The organism is Streptomyces sp. NPDC046862 (assembly GCF_040704615.1).
Taxonomy (GTDB): Bacteria; Actinomycetota; Actinomycetes; order Streptomycetales; family Streptomycetaceae; genus Streptomyces.
Window position 1 is genome coordinate 59,452 of the sequence record NZ_JBEYXP010000032.1, and the last position, 17,409, is coordinate 76,860.

Annotated in this window: 10 protein-coding genes; 3 read left to right on the top strand and 7 right to left on the bottom strand. The window is 65.9% G+C overall.

The window, feature by feature from the left end:
- Nucleotides 1–186: 186 nt before the first annotated feature.
- Nucleotides 187–4,332 (top strand): DNA methyltransferase, encoded by a 4,146-nt coding sequence (locus tag AB0959_RS31135; protein WP_366829992.1) that lies wholly within the window; start codon nucleotides 187–189, stop codon nucleotides 4,330–4,332.
- Here the strand turns inward: AB0959_RS31135 and AB0959_RS31140 are convergent.
- The 3 genes from AB0959_RS31140 to AB0959_RS31150 are packed head-to-tail and all read right to left on the bottom strand — an operon-like array spanning nucleotide 4,244 to nucleotide 6,587.
- On the bottom strand, nucleotides 4,244–4,717 hold the full coding sequence (locus tag AB0959_RS31140; RefSeq protein ID WP_366829993.1) for a hypothetical protein: 474 nt from the start codon (nucleotides 4,715–4,717) through the stop codon (nucleotides 4,244–4,246). The genes AB0959_RS31135 and AB0959_RS31140 overlap by 89 nt on opposite strands.
- Nucleotides 4,718–4,720: 3 nt before the next feature.
- Nucleotides 4,721–6,043, bottom strand: coding sequence for an ATP-binding protein (locus AB0959_RS31145; protein ID WP_366829994.1), 1,323 nt, complete (start codon nucleotides 6,041–6,043; stop codon nucleotides 4,721–4,723).
- 10 nt (nucleotides 6,044–6,053) lie between these two features.
- A complete protein-coding gene (locus tag AB0959_RS31150) occupies nucleotides 6,054–6,587 on the bottom strand; it encodes an ATP-binding protein (protein ID WP_366829995.1) in 534 nt (177 codons plus the stop codon).
- A gap of 249 nt (nucleotides 6,588–6,836) precedes the next feature.
- Between AB0959_RS31150 and AB0959_RS31155 the strand changes: the two genes are divergently transcribed.
- Together AB0959_RS31155 and AB0959_RS31160 are read left to right on the top strand one after the other, a co-directional pair.
- On the top strand, nucleotides 6,837–7,634 hold the full coding sequence (locus tag AB0959_RS31155) for a helix-turn-helix transcriptional regulator (protein WP_366830049.1): 798 nt from the start codon (nucleotides 6,837–6,839) through the stop codon (nucleotides 7,632–7,634).
- Nucleotides 7,631–7,840, top strand: a complete 210-nt coding sequence (locus tag AB0959_RS31160) for a DUF397 domain-containing protein (RefSeq protein ID WP_366829996.1) — start codon at nucleotides 7,631–7,633, stop codon at nucleotides 7,838–7,840. The genes AB0959_RS31155 and AB0959_RS31160 overlap by 4 nt, the downstream gene beginning before the upstream one ends.
- Nucleotides 7,841–7,908: 68 nt before the next feature.
- Here the strand turns inward: AB0959_RS31160 and AB0959_RS31165 are convergent, their stop codons facing one another.
- The 4 genes from AB0959_RS31165 to AB0959_RS31180 form a co-directional block, all read right to left on the bottom strand.
- A complete protein-coding gene (locus tag AB0959_RS31165; protein WP_366829998.1) occupies nucleotides 7,909–12,126 on the bottom strand; it encodes a type IIL restriction-modification enzyme MmeI in 4,218 nt (1,405 codons plus the stop codon).
- Nucleotides 12,123–15,377 (bottom strand): DISARM system SNF2-like helicase DrmD, encoded by a 3,255-nt coding sequence (gene drmD / locus AB0959_RS31170; protein WP_366829999.1) that lies wholly within the window; start codon nucleotides 15,375–15,377, stop codon nucleotides 12,123–12,125. The genes AB0959_RS31165 and drmD overlap by 4 nt, the downstream gene beginning before the upstream one ends.
- A gap of 190 nt (nucleotides 15,378–15,567) precedes the next feature.
- Entirely contained in the window at nucleotides 15,568–16,569 is a 1,002-nt protein-coding gene (locus AB0959_RS31175) for a hypothetical protein (RefSeq protein WP_366830000.1), read from the bottom strand.
- 191 nt (nucleotides 16,570–16,760) lie between these two features.
- Complete coding sequence (locus tag AB0959_RS31180) at nucleotides 16,761–17,264, bottom strand: DUF4365 domain-containing protein (protein WP_366830001.1); 504 nt, start codon at nucleotides 17,262–17,264, stop codon at nucleotides 16,761–16,763.
- Nucleotides 17,265–17,409: the final 145 nt, after the last annotated feature.

Sequence of the window (17,409 nt, forward strand, 5' to 3'; positions counted from 1 at the left end):
CTCGGATCGCCGCACGCAATCGTCGTCTCGCAGCGAGGGTGCCCTATGGCTACCGGTACGACGTCCGCACGAATGGAGCCCTGGAGGCGCGGCCGGACCGCCGGTAACCGGCCACCGGCAGCGGAAGGCCGAAGCCGTCACGAGGAGTGGCTGGGTCTGGTCACGATCGACGGCCCGTTCCTGGGAATGCCGACGCTGACCCGCGTTTGGCCACAGCTCGATGCCCTCGACGTGTCGGCCCGGCGCTCCCTTCGTCTCGCGCACCGCGAATGGCAGTCGAAGCCGCGTGCCGCCCACAACGCGTGGATCGGCCACCTGCTGCGCGACCTGCTGGGCTGGGGTGACGCGCTCAGCGAGGATCTCTGCCTCCTGGACCGCCTTTCCCTGTCCGTTCCGGAACACCAGGAGACGATCACCCCGTCGTTCGCACTGATCCACCCGGACACCTCTGAGGCATCCGGCCCCGCACCTGACGCGATTCCCCTGCTCGGTCTCGTCTGCGCGCCGGACGTGGTGCCGACGGACCGGCAGTCCGGCGCCGCGTGGACAGCGTCCCCGGCGGACCGGCTGGCTCGGCTCTGCCGTCACCACGGCATCGGGCTCGGGCTGGTCGCAGCCGGCCGCTGGTGGACTCTTGTCTGGGCGCCCCGCGAGGCAGCGACCACCTTCGTCACGTTCGACACCGCGGACTGGGGGTCGGCGGCCGACCGGACGACGGCACGGGCGTTCATCTCTCTGCTCAGCCGTCGCCGTTTCTTCGCCGTGTCGGACGACGAGACCCTGACGTCTCTCCTCAGTAGCGCGGAGGACCGGGCGGAGGACCTCACCGAGTCCTTGGGCCGACAGGTGAAGGAGGCCGTCGAGCTGCTGGTGGCCGCCATCGGCCGCGCGGACAGGGATGCCCGCAAGGCCGGTCGTCCCGGGCTGGAGAAGCAGTCCGCGGCCGAGGTCTACAAGGCCGCCCTCGCGACCCAGATGCGGATTCTGTTCGCCTTCTTTGCCGAGGAGAAAGGGCTGCTGCCAGCCGACAACCCCCTCTACGCCCGCTCCTATTCGGCGGGCGGCCTGTGCGCCGAACTCGAGGCGCAGGCCCGCGACACCAGCGAGGAGGACCTGGAGCAGAGCACAGCTGCGTGGCACCGGCTCGTGGCCCTGTTCCACGCTATCTACCAAGGCGTGGACCGCCCTGACCTGCGGATCTGCGGGTACGACGGGAGCCTCTTCGATCCCGGCCGGCACCCTTGGCTCGAACCGGGTGACGGGGGGTCGCCATGGCCGGTGGACGATCGGACCGTGCTGCACATGCTGCGAGCGGTGCAGTACGTCGTGACAGGTCGAGGGCGTTCCCGGGAGCGCCGCAGGACCGCCTTCGGTGAGCTGTCGATCGGCCAGATTGGCCACGTCTACGAGGGGCTCCTGGAGTACGAAGGGGAGCGCGCCGCAACTCCGGTCATCGGCCTGATCGGCAAGCACGGCCGAGAAGTCCAGGTGGAGCTGGCCCAGGTCGAGCGACTCGCCGCGGAGGCTGCTCGGGCCGGGGAACCGCTTGCCGCGCTGGCGGCATCGCTGTGCGTCGCATACAAGAACTCCGGCATCGGCACGGCCACGGCTGTGGAGCGGGCGCTGCGTCCACTCGAAGCGCCGGAACGCGTTGTCGCCGAGCGGAAGCTGCTGGCCGCTACGGGGGGCGATGCGTCTCTCACCGAACGCCTCAAGCCGCTCTACGGCCTCATCCGTCACGACCTACGTGATCTGCCGATCGTGATCCTCCCTGGAGGCCTGTACGTCGGCAGGTCGTCGAAGCGGAAGGCAACCGGGGCGCACTACACACCCGAGTGGTTGGCGACGGAGGTGGTGAAGGGGGCGCTGGAGCCCTTGGTGTACTCCCCCGGGCCGTTGGAAACAGCCGACAAGGACGCCTGGAGACTCAAGTCCAGCGCCGAAATCCTCCGACTCAAGGTCGCCGACATCGCGTGCGGTTCGGGGGCGTTCCTGGTCGCGGCGTGCCGGTACCTGGCAGAGCGGCTGGTCGAAGCGAGGGCGATCGAGCGGGAGGAAGCGGCGGAAGGCCGCATCCGGGCACAGATCGACGCCGATGTCATCCGTCCGCTGGAACCCTTCCGGGAGCGGGCGGAAGAGGGCTTCGATCTCGTGATGATCCGAGCCCGGAGGGAGGTCGCGGAACGGTGTCTGTACGGGGTCGACATCAACCCGCTTGCCGTCGAACTGGCCAAGTTCGCGCTCTGGTTGGACACGGTGGAGCCGGGCATGCCGTTCACGTTCCTGGACGATCGGCTGATCGACGGAGACTCACTCGTGGGCATTTCGCGGTCCGAGCAGGTGGACTACATGCACGTACTGCCGACGGCGGAGCATACGGTTCACCGCCGGTCTCCGGTCGATTACACGTCGACTATCTGGCAACAGACCGGGATGGGCGCCGACATCCAGCGTGCTGCACGGTTACGGGAGAGCCTAGTCGGCATTACGGGAGATTCGCTCGCCGCTCTCGAAGAGAAGCGACGCATACTCAGGGACGCCAAACGCTCAGTCCTGCTACTAGAGTTGTTCGGGGACCTTCTCGTGACCGCATCGCTGGCGCACGCTCCGCACGCGCGAGGTCTGGATGCAGCGGCAATTTCTGCTGCGGCTTATCCGGAGCAGCTTGGTAGGGCGCTTTCGGAGGATCGGAACGTTATCAAAGAGCGAGCCCATGCGGACATTTCCCGGTGGCGCCTTGCAGCTGGCGTTGAGGGCTTCGATGAATGGAATCCCGTCCATTGGCCGCACCGTTTTCCAGAGGTGTTCCAAAATGGCGGTTTCGATGCGGTCGTGGGAAACCCTCCATTCCTGGGAGGGCAAAAGCTGACCGGCACTTTAGGGAAGCCGTACCGGGAGTACATAGTGCGAGTGCTGGGACGCAACGCACGTGGCAGTGCGGACCTGGCCGCATATTTCCTTCTACGGGCACACGAGTTACTGAACAAGGCCGGACAGACGGGATTGATCGCTACAAACACTCTGGCCCAGGGAGATACTCGGGAGGTAGGACTGGACCAAGTGGTCGCCAGCGGTGCGGAGATACGCCAGGCCGTGAAGAGTGCGCCATGGCCGTCGCGGAGTGCCGTCTTGGAGTTCTGCGCAGTGTGGACAAGTCGGTCCGGCGTTGCAGACGGCGGATTACGCGTGCTGGATCACCGTCCGGTAGCGAAGAGGATCACCTCTCCTCTGGAGCTGTCCTCACGAGTCCTCGGCGTTGCACATCGGCTTGCCGAGAATCGAAGCATCGCGTTCCAAGGGGCAAATATACTGGGTTTGGGATTCACGATGGACCCAGGCGCCGCTCGAAATCTTATCGCCAGGAATGAACGGTATCGAGACGTACTATTCCCGTATCTCAATGGACAGGACCTTAACTCCCGCCCGGACAGCTCGGCCAGCCGCTGGGTGATAAATTTCCATGACTGGAGCGAGGAACAGGCCAAGCAGTATCCGGAGGCATACGAGCAGGTACGGCGCCTGGTAAAGCCGGAGCGAGACAGGAATCGCAACAAGCAACGGCGCGAGATTTGGTGGCGCTTCACACGTACCGCACCTGAACTGTACACGCGTATCGCTGAACTCGACCGAGTAATAGCTGTTGCACGGATCAGCAAGACAGCTATGCCGATCACAGTTCCAGCCAACCAGGTCTTGAACGAGAAGATCGTCACCTTCGCCACGGATGATACCGCTCTCCTGGCCTTTCTTGGGAGTGCTCCACATTATTGGTGGGCCATCATTCGCAGTTCGACAATGAAGGCTGATCTAAATTATTCTCCCACCGACGTGTTCGAGACATTGCCGCGCCCCGAAGCGACGTCCTCGTTGCAGGAGCTGGGAGCCCAGCTGGACGCCCGACGCCACGACGTGATGCTCGCTCGGGGCGGCCTCACTGCCACCTACAATCTCGTCCACGACGAGACCTGCACGGACCCGGATATCACCGAACTCCGCGGGATCCACCGAACCATCGACGAGGAAGTGACCCGCGCCTACGGCTGGCATGACCTCCTCGACCGGCCCGGCGGCTTGGACCATGGCTTCCACGACACCCGCCAGGGCCCCCGCTACACCGTCGGCCCCGTCGTCCGCCAGGAGATCCTCGACCGCCTCCTCGAAGAGAACCACCGCCGCTACCAGGCCGAGGTGAACGCGGGCCTCCACGCCAGGCAGGAGCCCCTGCCCTTCGAGGAGTCACCCCTCACGAATACGATGCCAACAACGCATCAAGCGTCCATACCGTCGCCACAACCCCGGAGGTCCGGGCGAGGTACCGGTCCCGCTCAATGAGGATGTTCAGGTCGCCGCATCCGAGCTGGTTGCAGGCGTGCTCCACCAGGCTGCTGCCCGTGCTGCCACCCTCGATCAACGCACTGAGATGCGCCGCGTCCCACTCCACCTCGTTGAGCGCCCAGGGCGCCTTGCCCTCCACCACCGTTTGCAGCACCCCAGCGAACCGCTCCGCGCATGTACGCCGCTGCCGGCCGTCAGACAGCTGGGCGATGTGGTTCCCCGTCTCGATGACCGCGGTCACGGGGAGCAGCAGATCGCAGTCCCGTGCCTCCCTCTTGCGACGGAGCTCCTCGATCACCTTCTCGCGGTCCTGGCACTTGCCAGGAACCTCAAGGAGGTTGCAGAGGATTGACGTGTCGACGAATTCAACCCTGCGAGCCACGCCTCACCCGATCCCCAGAAGACGGTCGAACTCCGTGTAGTCACGGTCGCGTTGCCCGCGGGCCTCCAGCCGCCCCTGCGTGATCACATCACCGAGCCGCCCGGCCGCCATGGCCGCCGGGTACCCGTCGAGCTCGGTGAGCTTGGTGAGCCGGCTCGTACCCGACTCCCTGTCCCGCCAGCACACCACGACCCCTTCGTGATCCGCGCTGTCGAGCGCGGACAACAGGGCGGGGCTGTGCGTGGTGATCAGCACCTGCGTGTCGTTCTCCGCGCTCGCCTGCCGGACGAGTTGCAGCACTTCAGACGCCTGGGAGGGGTGCAGCCCGTTCTCAAGTTCCTCGACGACCAGCATGAGTGCGCGTTCCGCACCGTCCCTGGCGCTCCCCGCACTCGACGCGCCGAGGTCGAGGCCCCTCCCCCCGGTGAGGAGCGACGTGGTGATGGCGAGGAATCGCAGCATCCCGTCACTCATCTCCCGGGCCGGGGTGAGCCCCAACTCCCCCTCGTGCAGCGCCAGCATCACATCACCCAGTTCGGACTTGGTGACCGCCAGCGTTTCGATGTCGTGATCGGCAAGCCCACGTAGCAACTGCACAAGCCGATCGAAGAGTTCGGGGCTCGTCCTCTGTACGTTGCCGATCGCGGCGGACAGGTTCTCCGCGGTGCGACGCAAGTGGACATCCCTGGAGGGGACGTACTGGCGCATGAGGTGCGGCACCGGGTCGAGGTGGAAAGCGCCGACCAGAGCCGTCATCACACGCAGGGCGATCCAGATGCAGTCGTGTTCGCCGTCCGTGTCACCCGCCAGGCGCAGCGGCAACTGTGATGTGAGGAGACGTGAATTGCGGAACGGCCCGCTCGGATTCCGGCCGGGCCGGCCGTTGTGCCAGGACGCCTGGATGTCACCGAGGTGCGGGCTCGGTGCACCGCTGACGAGTACGTCCCGGTGGCCGCTGCCAGTAGGCCCCGACAGCCGCTCCTCGATGATCTGCACTTCCGGCTCCACTTGGATCGTCACATCCAGGCGGATCGGCCCGTTCTCGGTGCTCACAGTGCACCCGAGCGAGAACCTGTCCGAGCCGTGCGGCACACACCCGGCGAGCCCGCCGCGCACCGGCCCGGCGGGGCTGCGTCGACTCTCGAGCGCCTCGGCGATGTCCTCGCCGCGCGCCAGGCGGGACAGCACTTCGAGTCCGTCGAGCGCGTTCGACTTGCCGCTGCTGTTGCGCCCGATCAGCACGGTCAGCGGAGCGAGCCGGAAGGCCTCACCACGGAAGCTCTTGAACGCGGTCAGGCGGACCTCTTCGATGCCCTGGGCAGTCACACCGGCCAAGTTACCGCAGCCCATGCCCTGCGGCCTGGTCTGCTTGGGTCCAGACCTTGACGAACTCCGCCCATACGGTCTTGGTGAGCCGACCGTCCGCACGGGTGCCCCAGCGCGTGGCAAGGGCGTCGACGATGAGCAGGCCTCTGCCGGTGGGTGCGTCGGGAGTGGTGGGGGTGAGGTCTGGCGGTGATGGTGGACGTCGGTCCGGGCGGGTGTCGGTGACTTCAATACGGAGGGTGTACGTGGACGCGGTGCCGTCGGACGCGAGGGCCGAGGTCCGGGTCAGCGCCAGGGTGAGGCGGAAGTCGCGGCCTGGGGTTCGGCCGTGCGTGGCGGCGTTCGTGGCGAGCTCCGCCACCACGAGGGCGGCACGGTTGGAGAGATCGGTGCCGTGGTGAATGCCCCACTCGTCGAGCTGCTGCGTTGCGAGGCGGCGGGCCAGGCGGGCGCCTTGAGGGGTGGAACTGAGCTGGATGGTGAAGCACTGAGCAGGGGCGGCCAGTTCGGGCATGGGGATGGGGATGGAGATCTGCTGATTCATGTCACTCAGCGTGGTCGGGTGTACCTATCTTGAACAGTGACGACGCCAATACGGAGCGTGGCTGTCAGGCTGTCCGGGCAGGTTGTCCGGGCTGTCGGGCGTGACTGCGCACAGAGAGGGGCGGTGTCAGGGGTGTGCGAGGTGGTGACAGTACGGCCGGAGGTGGTTGGCATGGCGGTTACGGAGTCGGAGCAGATGCCTGAGGACGGCTCGGGAGGCTCGGAGGAGGAACTGGACTGGGACGAGGGGATGTCCGAGGTCCTGGAGATGGTGGGGCGGCATGTCCGGCGGTGGCGGGAACGGGCGGGGTTGACGCAGGCCGAGGTGGGGAGCGCGATCGGGTACACCGAGCATCAGGTGTCGGCTGTTGAGCGGGGGCGGCGGATTCCGAAGCCGGTGTTCCTCGACAAGGCGGATGAAGTGTTGGGCGCGGAGGGCATGCTGGCCGAGTTCAAGGAGGACGTGGAGAAGATTCGGTATCCGAAGAAGGTGCGCCATCTGGCTCGGCTGGAGGCAGATGCGGTCGAGTTGGGCGCGTACGCTGCCCACCAGGTCCACGGGCTCCTCCAGACAAAGTGTTACGCCGAGGCGCTCTACGGGATGCACCGGCCGATGCTGGACGAGGACACCATCGAGCGGAACGTAGCCGCGCGCATGGCGCGGCAGGAGATCTTCACACAGTGGCCCGCGCCCTTCTTGAGCTTCGTCCAGGACGAGGTAACACTGCGCCGCCCAGTCGGTGGCAGGATGGTGATGCGGGGGCAACTCGAACGGCTTTTGGAAGTCGGGCAGTTGCGGAACGTGGAGATCCAGGTGATGCCAACGGACCGTGAGGACCACGCGGGGCTGAGCGGCGGCTCCTTCCGACTGCTGGACCCCAAGAACGGCCACAAAGTGGCGCAAGCAGAGGGGGCGCTTTTCAGCCGTGTGACTGCGGAACGAAGGGACGTCCATATCCTTGAGGCCCGCTACGGGATCATCCGGGCACAGGCTCTCTCGCCACGTGAGTCACTGGCGTTCATCGAGAAACTGCTGGGAGAAACATGACGATCAAGCTCTCTGCCGACAGTTCCGCCGGGCTGGAGTGGTTCAAGAGCAGTTACAGCAGCACCGACGGCCCCGACTGCGTCGAGGTTGCGTCAACCATCGGCACGATCCACGTACGCGACTCGAAGAACAAGCAGGGCGCGCGTCTGGGCTTCGGCCCCCAGGGATGGGCAGCGTTCGTGGCGCATGTGCGCGAGGTGGGCTGAGCAGCACGGCGTGTGAGGTGTGGCCCCGGCGGACAACTCGTCGGGGCCACCGCTTCGTTTGAGTGAGGTCAAAAGAGGCTCGGCGGTTCCTCAGCAGGGGGCTTGAGGCGAGCCGTCTTCCTGACCATGGCCGGGACGCCCTTCTTGGGCTGCTTTGTGGCATGCAGGCCCGCGTCTACCTCGGCCTGGTAGCGGCGCTGGTTCTCTTCGAGGAGGCAGTCGAGGATCTCCTGGCGAACGACGGGGCCGATGGTGTAACGGAAGCCCTGGTGAGTGTCGTGAAATCCGTGGTCGAGGCCGCCCGGCTGGTCTAGGAGGCTATGCCAGCCGTAAGCACGGGCAACTTCTTCATCGATGGCCTTGTGAATCACACGGAGTTCAGTGACGTCTGGGTCCGTGCAGGTCTCGTCGTGGACGAGGTTATAGATACCAGTGACCCCGACCTGACGCCGCCCCATGACTGCGCGGCGGAATTCTTCCAATCTCCGACCAAGCGGTTCGACTTCGTCAAGCGATCCAGGCCGAGGGAAGGTCTCAAAACATTTCGGCACTTGATACCGCGGGTCGTTCTTCATGGCAGTTCCATGAGTCAATGCCCACCAATAATGAAGAGAGCTTGCAAGTACACCAAAAGTACCAAAATCAGAGAACGGGAGCACGACAACAGTATTCCCAAAGGTAGGCCCGACAGAAACCATTACAGGCGATAGGGTCTTGCTGGTCTCAGCAAATGCAATAACCTGACCCAGATGCCTAATTCTCCGGTACAACTCAGTCGCTGGACGTCCGAACTGCCACCAGTTCGGATTCCCTTCCTCTGAGGACCCTACCCGTTCGCCAGGAACCCGGTCCCTTACATGAGCGAACGCCTCAGCGTAGGCACTAGCTTGCTCCTCTGACCAGTCTTCGAAGTTAATAATCCATCTCCGCGACGAGAAGTCTGGGGTACCATTCAGATCACTTCCCGTGAGGTAGGACCTAACAACCCGATCATTCTTCTCGTTGGCGTGGATCAACTCTTCCCTACGAGAGCCATCCACGATAAATCCCTTAGCTGACGGCTTACTACCCTGGAGCCCATAATTCAAGTTCTCAGAAAGTTTCATCGGCTCCCAATTAACGCGAGTCGCCGAAGTAAATGACGTTGTAATCCCAGAGACCGGCACTCCATCAAGGATGCGTTGGCCACGATAATCGGCGTTCGCCAGATGGAACTCCACGATGTATACAGAGGCACTCCGACTCGGCCAAGGATGCTTTGGATTAGCGCAATACACCGTCCACCCTCGTTCGACCAAAAACCCGATGCCAACCTGTAGGCTCGCCCGATCTGTAACACTATGTGTAGTTACAAGTCCGACGATCCCATTTTGGTTCGAGATGTCAGCGGCGCGACGAACAAAGAAAGATGCCAGGTCCGCTCGGTCGGTTTCGAACCCAGCTAGCTGCGTTGCCAAGTACTTCCGATATGAAACACCCATGGGACCAGAGATCTTCGTCCCTCCGAGAAATGGAGGATTTCCCACCACAACATCGAACCCTCCACGCTCATCCCATACCTCCGGAAAAGTCAGCGGAAAGTGCATGGGTTCCCTGTTCAGCGCCCCTTCCGGCTGCCCAACAGCAAGCCACTGCTTTGCCAGAAACGCTGCACTGTGCAGCTCATCCGCCGCGACTTCCAGATTTTCGCCCGCATCCGCAACGTCGTGCGCAGCCTTCACTGCATCGAAGGAGAGCTGATCTTTTTCTTTATCACCCCTCATAGCCCCTGCCAATGCCGCACCGACCAAGAGATCCGCGAATGCGCTGGCCTGGCGAGTCTTTTCCCGAACCGATGTCAGCATTACCCGCTTACGACGCAATGCCTCCAAGTCCGTTCCCGCAATCTCCGCCAACTTCCTCCGCTCATCGGCGACTTCCCGCACCAGCCTCCGCACACCCCCCGTGAAGTCGATACCATCCCCATGAATCCGCCGCCCCCGCACCGGATCCAAATGCATGGCCTCCAACTGCTCCACAGACGTGATCCCGAGCAACGAGTCCCCCGCCACCAACCGGTCATCCAGGAACGTAAAAGGCCGCTCCGGGTCCATCGACACCAGCCACAGCGACAGCTTCGCCATCTCCACGGCCATCGGGTTGATGTCGACCCCGTACAGGCAGTGCTCGATAACCTGCCGCCGAGCCTCGACCATCACCGGGTCGGCCTCCGCGTCAACCGCCGAAGCGGACAATGACCCGGCCGCCTCCAGATATGCGATAGCCCGCGCGTCCTTCTCCCGAGCCCACGCCTCCACCAACGCATCCGCCAGGTACCGGCACGCAGCCACCAGAAACGCAGCCGAGCCCATCGCGATGTCCGCGACCTTCAGCTTCAGCAGCTCGCTCGACGACTTCGGCCGCCACTGCGAGCGGTCAGCCGTCGTCAGAGGCCCATGCTCGGCCTCGTACACCAGCGGCTCCAGCGCCCCGTCCGCGACCTTCTGCGCAAGGGACTTGGGCGTGTAGTGCGTGCCCGTGTTCTTCCGGAGCGCGGACTCCGTGACGTACAGCGCACCCGGTCGAATGACCACCGGCAGGTCCCGCAGATCACGCCGGATGATCCCGTAGAACGGCAGCAGCCGCTCCGTCAGCTCCGCGTCACCGCCCGTCGCCGCGAGAAGCTTCTTCCGCGCCGCCTCCCGCTCCGCAGCACCCAACGGCGCCAGCAACTTGGTGACCTTGGCCGCGCTCCCAAGCCCCGTGGTCTTGTTGTACTCCTCGGCCAGAAGCGCCCCCAGGTCCGCCGCATCCCGGACACCGGCTGCCTTCGCCTCAAGCCCGGACAGCAGCACCTCCGCCTCAAGCCCCGGCTTCCCCAGCAGCCCCACAATCGTGTCCTCGGCCCGCCGCCCCTGATACGAGAGCAGGCCCTCATACACGTAGCCGATCTGCTCGACGTCCAACGTCCGGAACGTCAGCTTCCGCCGCTCCCGCCTCCTGCCGGTGCCGATCGAGACATGCTGCACCGACTGGAGCATGTGAAGGACGGTGCGGTCGTCGATCGGCAGGGGCTCGCGCGGGTCGTCCTCGCTCGATCCGCGCCCCTCCAGCCAGGGGTAGGCGTTGGGGTCGAAAATCGAGCCGTCGTAGGCGTGCATGGTGAGTTTGGGGTGGTCCACTCCCTCGTACACCGCGTTGAAGAGGGCGATGAGCCGGTGCCAGCCGGCCCTCGTCTGTTCCAGGTCCTCCTCAGTCGTCTCCCTCGCTCGCCGCTCAAGCTCCTCCGCCAGTCGACTCGCCGAATACGCCTGCGCGTACAGCTCGTTGTCACTCGGCAGCAGGCCGCGCTCCTCGGCGAACAGCAGGAACACCACCCGCATCATGATGGCGACCGCGCCCCGGTAGACCTCCTGGGCGGGGACGTCGGCGAGGCCCCGGCCGCCCTTGGCGCGCTCGCTGATGTCGGCCCGGCCGATGGCCTCCACGAGGAGTTCGACGGCTTGACGGACCTGGACACCGAGGGCGTCCGTCACGTCCTCCTGGTTGTCCAGGGACTCCCTCAGCAGCGGGAGCAGCATCTCGTCGTCCTCGACTGAGAAGAAGCGACGCCTGTTCAAGAGCGACACGAAGGCTCGTACCACCACACGCTCGGCCTGTTCCGTCCAGGCCACCGTGTCGAAGACGGCCGACGTGGTGACGCCGCCGCGCGGTGCCCACACCAGCGCCCACCAGCGGCCGTCCGTCACCAGGCCAAGCTCCACACCGTGGTGACGGCACAGGTGTGCCATGCGGTCGATCGGGGTGGCCGACCAGGGCGAGCCCGGGATCCGGCGCGCCGGATGCTGGCCCACTGGAAGCGTCATGCCGAGCATCGACACGCCGGCCACCAGTGCGGCCGTATCGTCCTCATCGCCCTCCGTCTCAGGGTCCAGCAGCGCGAAGGTCGGTGCGACCCGCTCGTCGTGCTCCGGGACTTCCACGGCCAGGACACCCGCCAGTGCCTCGCCTTCCAGCAAAGCGTCGCCCCAGCCCAGGAGTTCCCGCAGAAGGAAACGGATCCACGCCTCCTGGCCCGCCTCCTGGTCGGGCAGCCAGACGCCGTGTTCGTACCGCAGTCGCCTACGCATCGGCTTGTCGATCGAATCGAGTTGCTGCCAGGTTTTCAGTAGCACGGGCAGCGTCAGGAACGGGCCCGACACGTCGACCAGGCTCAGCCAGTCCAGGTGCTGCTGCCTGCCGTCGGGCAGCGGTGCCCCGCTGCGGGCGCGTCCGCGGCCGTGGTTCGTACGGACGGTGGTGCTCACTTCACAGCCTCCCGGCGGGGTACGACAAAGACGACGGCGACGGGGAACAGCAGCGGTTTGGGCGAGGCGTAGCGCGCGGCGATCGAGGAGAACTCACGTTCCTTCTCGATCTCCAGGGCGTCGAGCCGCTTGGCCCAGTTCTCACGGTCGCGGCTCTGCTGCTCGGCCTCGTCGAAGGCGAGCTCCAGCTGGCCCTCCTCATCCTCATCGTCCGGTTTGCCGATGGCGGCGCGCAGCGAGGCACGGAAGGCGTCGATGTTGGCGGCGATACGCTCCGTCTCCTCACGGCGACGATTCTCGAGGCGGCCCTCCAGCGCGGTCTGACGGTTGCGGGCACGCCATTCGAGGGAGGAGACCAGGCTTTCGCTCACGTGGGGCCAGGAATCAGCGAGACGGCGTTCAAGGAGCGTGGACGCCTTGGTGGAGTCGGCGAGCGAGTTGTCGAGGATCTCGCGCAACGTGGTGATCTTTTCGAGGCGGTTGAAGCGGACCGAGCCGCCCGGCGTCTCGCCGTCGCGGAGCCAACCGCCTGCCTGGAGAACCTCTTCGTGGAGGCGTACGCCGTCCGCCCCGACGAGAACGAAGCGGGCGAAGGCTCCTACGAGGGTGGTCTCCAGCTCCGGGTGGTCGCTGACAACGGCTGCCACCCGGGCGAGACCCGTCTGGTCCTTGTTCCACACGGCCGCCCGAAGCAGGCGTGCGGACATGCTGACCAAAGGATGGCCGAGGTGGGCGAGGACCACGTCGTCGCGGCCCTTGGCGCCTTTCGCGTCGAAGGTGACGGGGCGCTGGATCTCCGGGCGCAGCTTGTCCGCGAGGCCCTGGCCGGCGCGCTCCCAGGAATCGGTGAGCGTGGGGACCTCGTAGAAGCCCGGCGTGAACTCGCGTTCGTCGATGACCGGCGTGATGTCCTGCTGGCGTGCGAGCGCCAGGGCCGTCGAGACGACTCGGGCGACCCTGGGCGGTGTGATGCCGAGGGTGCTCACGGTGGTGTCGACCTGGTCCTTCAGTCGCTGCGCCTGTGCTTGGACGTCGCGCTCGGCGGCCACGTTGCCACCGCGTTTGGCCTTGCGGCCCGCGTACGCCTCGGCCCGCTCGACGTCGAAGTCGGCGCCGAGGTCACCGGTCATCCTGCGCTGCACGGCGTCGGCGAGGACGGCGTTGACCTTGCCGAGGTCCTCTTCCATGCGCGTCACCTTCTTGGCGACGCGGGCGAGGAATTCGAGGTCGGCCTCGTAGGTGTCGGCTGCCTTCTCGTAGCCGCTGCCGATGAAGTGGACGATCTCGGGGGCGGTGCGCTGGCCGTAGCGGTCGATGCGGCCGATGCGCTGTTCCAGCTTGTTGGGGTTGAACGGGATGTCGTAGTTGACCAGGCGGTGGCAGTGCCGCTGTAGGTCGATGCCTTCGCTTGCCGCGTCCGTGGCGAGCAGGATGCGTACGTCGTTCTCGGCGGGCTCCGCCTGGAAGGCGAGGCGCAGCTGTTCGCGGTCCTCGGTGTTCATGCCGCCGTGGAGCAGGGCCACACGGTCGCCGCCCAGGCCGTGGTCGCGCAGCAGGTTCTGGAGCCAGATCTGGGTGTCGCGATACTCGGTGAAGATCACGACGCGCTCGTTTAGCCAGTGCTTGCCGTCGGCGGTCAGGCACTGGGCCTTGACGTAGGCGATGAGTTCCCGGGCTTTTGAGTCGGCCTGCGCTTGGTGGCGTTGCGCCCACTCCTGCATCTGCTCCAGTAGACCGGCTTCGTCATCGTCCGTGCTCGGCTGGAGCGTCGTGGCGCGGGCGATGGCGTCGTCCTCGGCTTCGGCGAGCGGTTCGTCGTCGTAGTCCGCGTAGTCGTCGAAGAAGGTCTCCTGCCAGTCCTCGATCTCCTCGGCCGCCTGCTGCTTCTTCGTGCGGAGCGTGTCCAGGTAGACGGCGATGGTGCGGGCGAAGGCGTCCGGGGACGAGAACAGCCGCTTCTTCAGGAGCAGGGTGACCAGGTCGGCGGCCTTGCGTCCGCCCTTGTAGCGGGTGCCGAGCTTGGCGCGGCGCAGCTGGGCGTACTGCTTGAGGAGGCCGTGGATGCGGCGTTCGTCCTCGGTGTACTCGACGGGCAGGGCCAGCGTCGTGCGCTCCAGGAACCGGCGGGTGCCGTCCGGCTCGCGGATGTCGGTCTTGAGGCGGCGTACGACCGTGTCCTTGACCGCCGCCGGGTCGGGCTCGACGCCGCGGGCGAAACGCTGGCTGTCGATGATCTCCAGGAGGGCCGTGTACGACTGCTGGTAGCCGTTGTGCGGGGTGGCCGACAGGAAAAGCCGGTGCTCGAAGTGCGGCGCGAGGCGGCGGATCAGTTTGGTCTGCTGGGAGTCGACCGGGTAGAGCTGCTTGGGCGCGGAGGGCGCGACATGGTGCGCCTCGTCGAGGATGAGCAGGTCGAAGACACGCTTCGTGGGGGTGGTCGCGTCGGTGTCCTCGACAGGCAGGACCTCGGCGAGTAGGCGCTGCGCCTTGGGGCCGCGCAACCAGGGCAGGCTGACAATGCACTGCGGGTAGATGTTGAAGGGGTTGGCCGCGCTGCCGTGGCTGCGGCGCACTTCGGCGCTGCGCTCAGAGTCGATAACCGTGAAGTCGAGGCCGAACTTCTCGGCCATCTCGTCCCGCCATTTCACGGTCAGGCCGGCCGGGCAGACGATCATGATCTTGTGGGCGCGGTTGCGCAGGATGAGCTCCAGGGCGACCAGACCCGCCTCGATGGTCTTGCCGAGGCCGACGTCGTCGGCGAGGAGCAGGTTCACCCGTGGTGCGGCGACGGCGCGGGAGACGGGTTCCAGTTGGTACGGCTCCACGGCGACTCCGGAGCGGAACGGTGCCTGGAGCGTGCGTACGTCCGCGGAGGTCACCGCCGACCAGCGGACCGCGTCGAGGAAGGCGGCGAGGCGCTCGGGAGGGTCGAAGCCGCTCGCGGTCACATCGGGCAGGGATCCGGTCGGCAGCCTGCGCCGTCCTGGCTCGACCTCCCAGATGACCGAGAGTGTGTCGTTGTAGCGGCCGTCCTCGACGCTGTTGAGGGTGACCAGCGTGGTGCCTCGGCGGACGCCGTCGTCCGTCTCCTCCGACTCACCGAGATCCACGTCGGCCACCACCCAGCGCTGGCCCCGCACCTCGACCAGGTCGCTGATCTCGGGGACCGCCGTCGGGTCCTGGGCGTCGCCACGGCGACGGACCGCCCGCTGCGCCACTCCCGCCAGGTCGGTGGTCGACGATGTCGTCATCGGCTCTCCGCGCTCCTCACACCGCCCCGGCCTGATACCTGGTACCGCCTTGGCCGGGGCGAATCCCGTCAAACACAGCAATTCAAACACGCACCCCGAGAGGGCCCGACCGCCCCGGCCCTGCCCCACCTGGCGCGGGCAACTCCTGCACCTACTGTGTCACCGGCTCACACAGGTGGTATAGATCTCGTCACAGCACGTCGAAGTCGGTCAGATTGGTCAGCTCGTGGTAGTTGCCGCGCCGGGTGAGGTCGCCTTCGATCTTCAGGTCGCGCCGGCTGCGGTGGGCGTCGGTGGCACGGTCGTAGTCCTCCTCCGTGAGGTGGAGGTGGATCTGGCGCTGCTGGCCGACCAGATCGCCGTTCTCCTTCATCAGTCGGCCCTCCACGGTGACCTCACCGGGCCCGAAGTTCGCGACACGCTTGAGTTTGGTGGGACGGCCCACGATGGTGACGCCCCGGTCCGGCTCCTGGCGACGCAGGTCCTGTGCACCTTCCCGCAGGACGGACACGAGACGTTGGGAGAACTCGGTGAGTGAACTCTCGTACGGCACGGGCCATCGTGGGGACCAGGCGAAGGCGAGGGAGAAGCCGTGCCCCTGGCGATTTCCGGGTCCTGTCTGCGGGTTACGGCTGTCCTGTCCGCCGATTCCGGCCAGGGCCTCGCACAGGTCGGCGGAGATGCCCTGCTCCACGGCCTCCGAGAAGGGGGCCGAGTCATCCGCCACTGTCGCTCGCTCGGCCGCCGTATGCGCCGCTGTCACCGCCTCGTACATTCTGCGCGACACCTGGCGGGCGAACGGTTCCGGAGCCACATCCAGTTCGGGGACGTCCTCGAAGAGCGACCCCGCCGATGACGGCTCCGGCAGTGGAACCTGGACCGTGAAGACGTAGCTCCCCGGCGCGCTGGGGCCGAACCGCGCACTGTCCACGAAGTCCTTCGCCCGCTGTGGCTTGCGCCTCGGCTGGACGAGGCGGTGCTCCTCCGCGACGGTGTCGCAGGCCGCGGCCATCAGCAGATCCCGGGCACTGGTCACGGCCAGCACGCCGTCCTGTACCGGGATCGTGCCCGACGGTGTGCGGGGCATGGTCCTGATGTACTGCACGTCAAGGCCGGTCAGCGTCAGATCCTGGTGGACCACCGAAGGCGGACGCCCCTCCATGGCGGACAGCGCACCGATCAGGTCTGCCATCCGGTCCGGGTAATCGGTGAGTTCACTATCCAGGGGCAGGAGCACGCGGTGGCGCTGTCCTCCCCATTCCAGTTCCCAGCGGCGGCTGTAGCGAATTCGGCTGCCCGGTTTCCATCCTCTGCTGCGTAAGTAGTGCGCCACATCGTGCGGGCGCAGGCGCGCCAGCTCGTGCTCGGGAACTCCAACTGCTGTCATGGCAAGGGCACCTCCTCGCACGCACGGTCGAAGAATTCGTGCAGAACATCGACTGTGAGCAGATTGTCGCGCGGCACAGTGACATTGAGGCTCTTCTGGCCCTGCTGGACCGGCATGGAGTGGTGTTCCAGGGACAGCCAGTACGCCGAGTGATGCAGGACAAGGGACCGCTCGTCCAGCCGGATGTACTTCTGCGGATCGGCGGGCACGACCACCATCACCAGGTAGCACGGAACCTGCCTGCGGCCCCGCAACCTCTTGAACTGCTCGATCGGCAAGGAGATCTTGAAGCCGGAGTCGGCCGGGGTGAGTTCGCCGATCCGACGCGACTTCACCTGGAGGGCGATCTGGACGTCCAGTTCCGGCGACTCGTGGTCCCGGCCGAGGATGAGGTCCTTGCCGATGTCCGGGTAGGGCACGGCCACTTGAAAGCCGGCCGCCGCGGCTATGGCCGCCACGAACGTCTCCCCGTACCAGCCCTGGTGGTTGTTGAGCTCCATGCGCCCCCGCGCTCCGGTAGCAGGCCACCCGTCACGCGCCCACGCCCGGAGTGACACACCGTTCACTGTCCGCGCAGGTTACTCGAGCAATGATCTTCAAGTAAGGCCGAGTTCCAGCCAGCAACCGGTTTCAGAACACTGCGGA

Bases quoted from the DNA above. Each gene is read 5' to 3' on its own strand.
- AB0959_RS31135 (WP_366829992.1), top strand. From the start codon at position 187: ATGCCGACGCTGACCCGCGTTTGGCCACAGCTCGATGCCCTCGACGTG.
- AB0959_RS31150 (WP_366829995.1), bottom strand. From the start codon at position 6,587: ATGAATCAGCAGATCTCCATCCCCATCCCCATGCCCGAACTGGCCGCC.
- AB0959_RS31155 (WP_366830049.1), top strand. From the start codon at position 6,837: ATGTCCGAGGTCCTGGAGATGGTGGGGCGGCATGTCCGGCGGTGGCGG.
- AB0959_RS31160 (WP_366829996.1), top strand. From the start codon at position 7,631: ATGACGATCAAGCTCTCTGCCGACAGTTCCGCCGGGCTGGAGTGGTTC.
- drmD (WP_366829999.1), bottom strand. From the start codon at position 15,377: ATGACGACATCGTCGACCACCGACCTGGCGGGAGTGGCGCAGCGGGCG.
- AB0959_RS31175 (WP_366830000.1), bottom strand. From the start codon at position 16,569: ATGGCAGACCTGATCGGTGCGCTGTCCGCCATGGAGGGGCGTCCGCCT.
- AB0959_RS31180 (WP_366830001.1), bottom strand. From the start codon at position 17,264: ATGGAGCTCAACAACCACCAGGGCTGGTACGGGGAGACGTTCGTGGCG.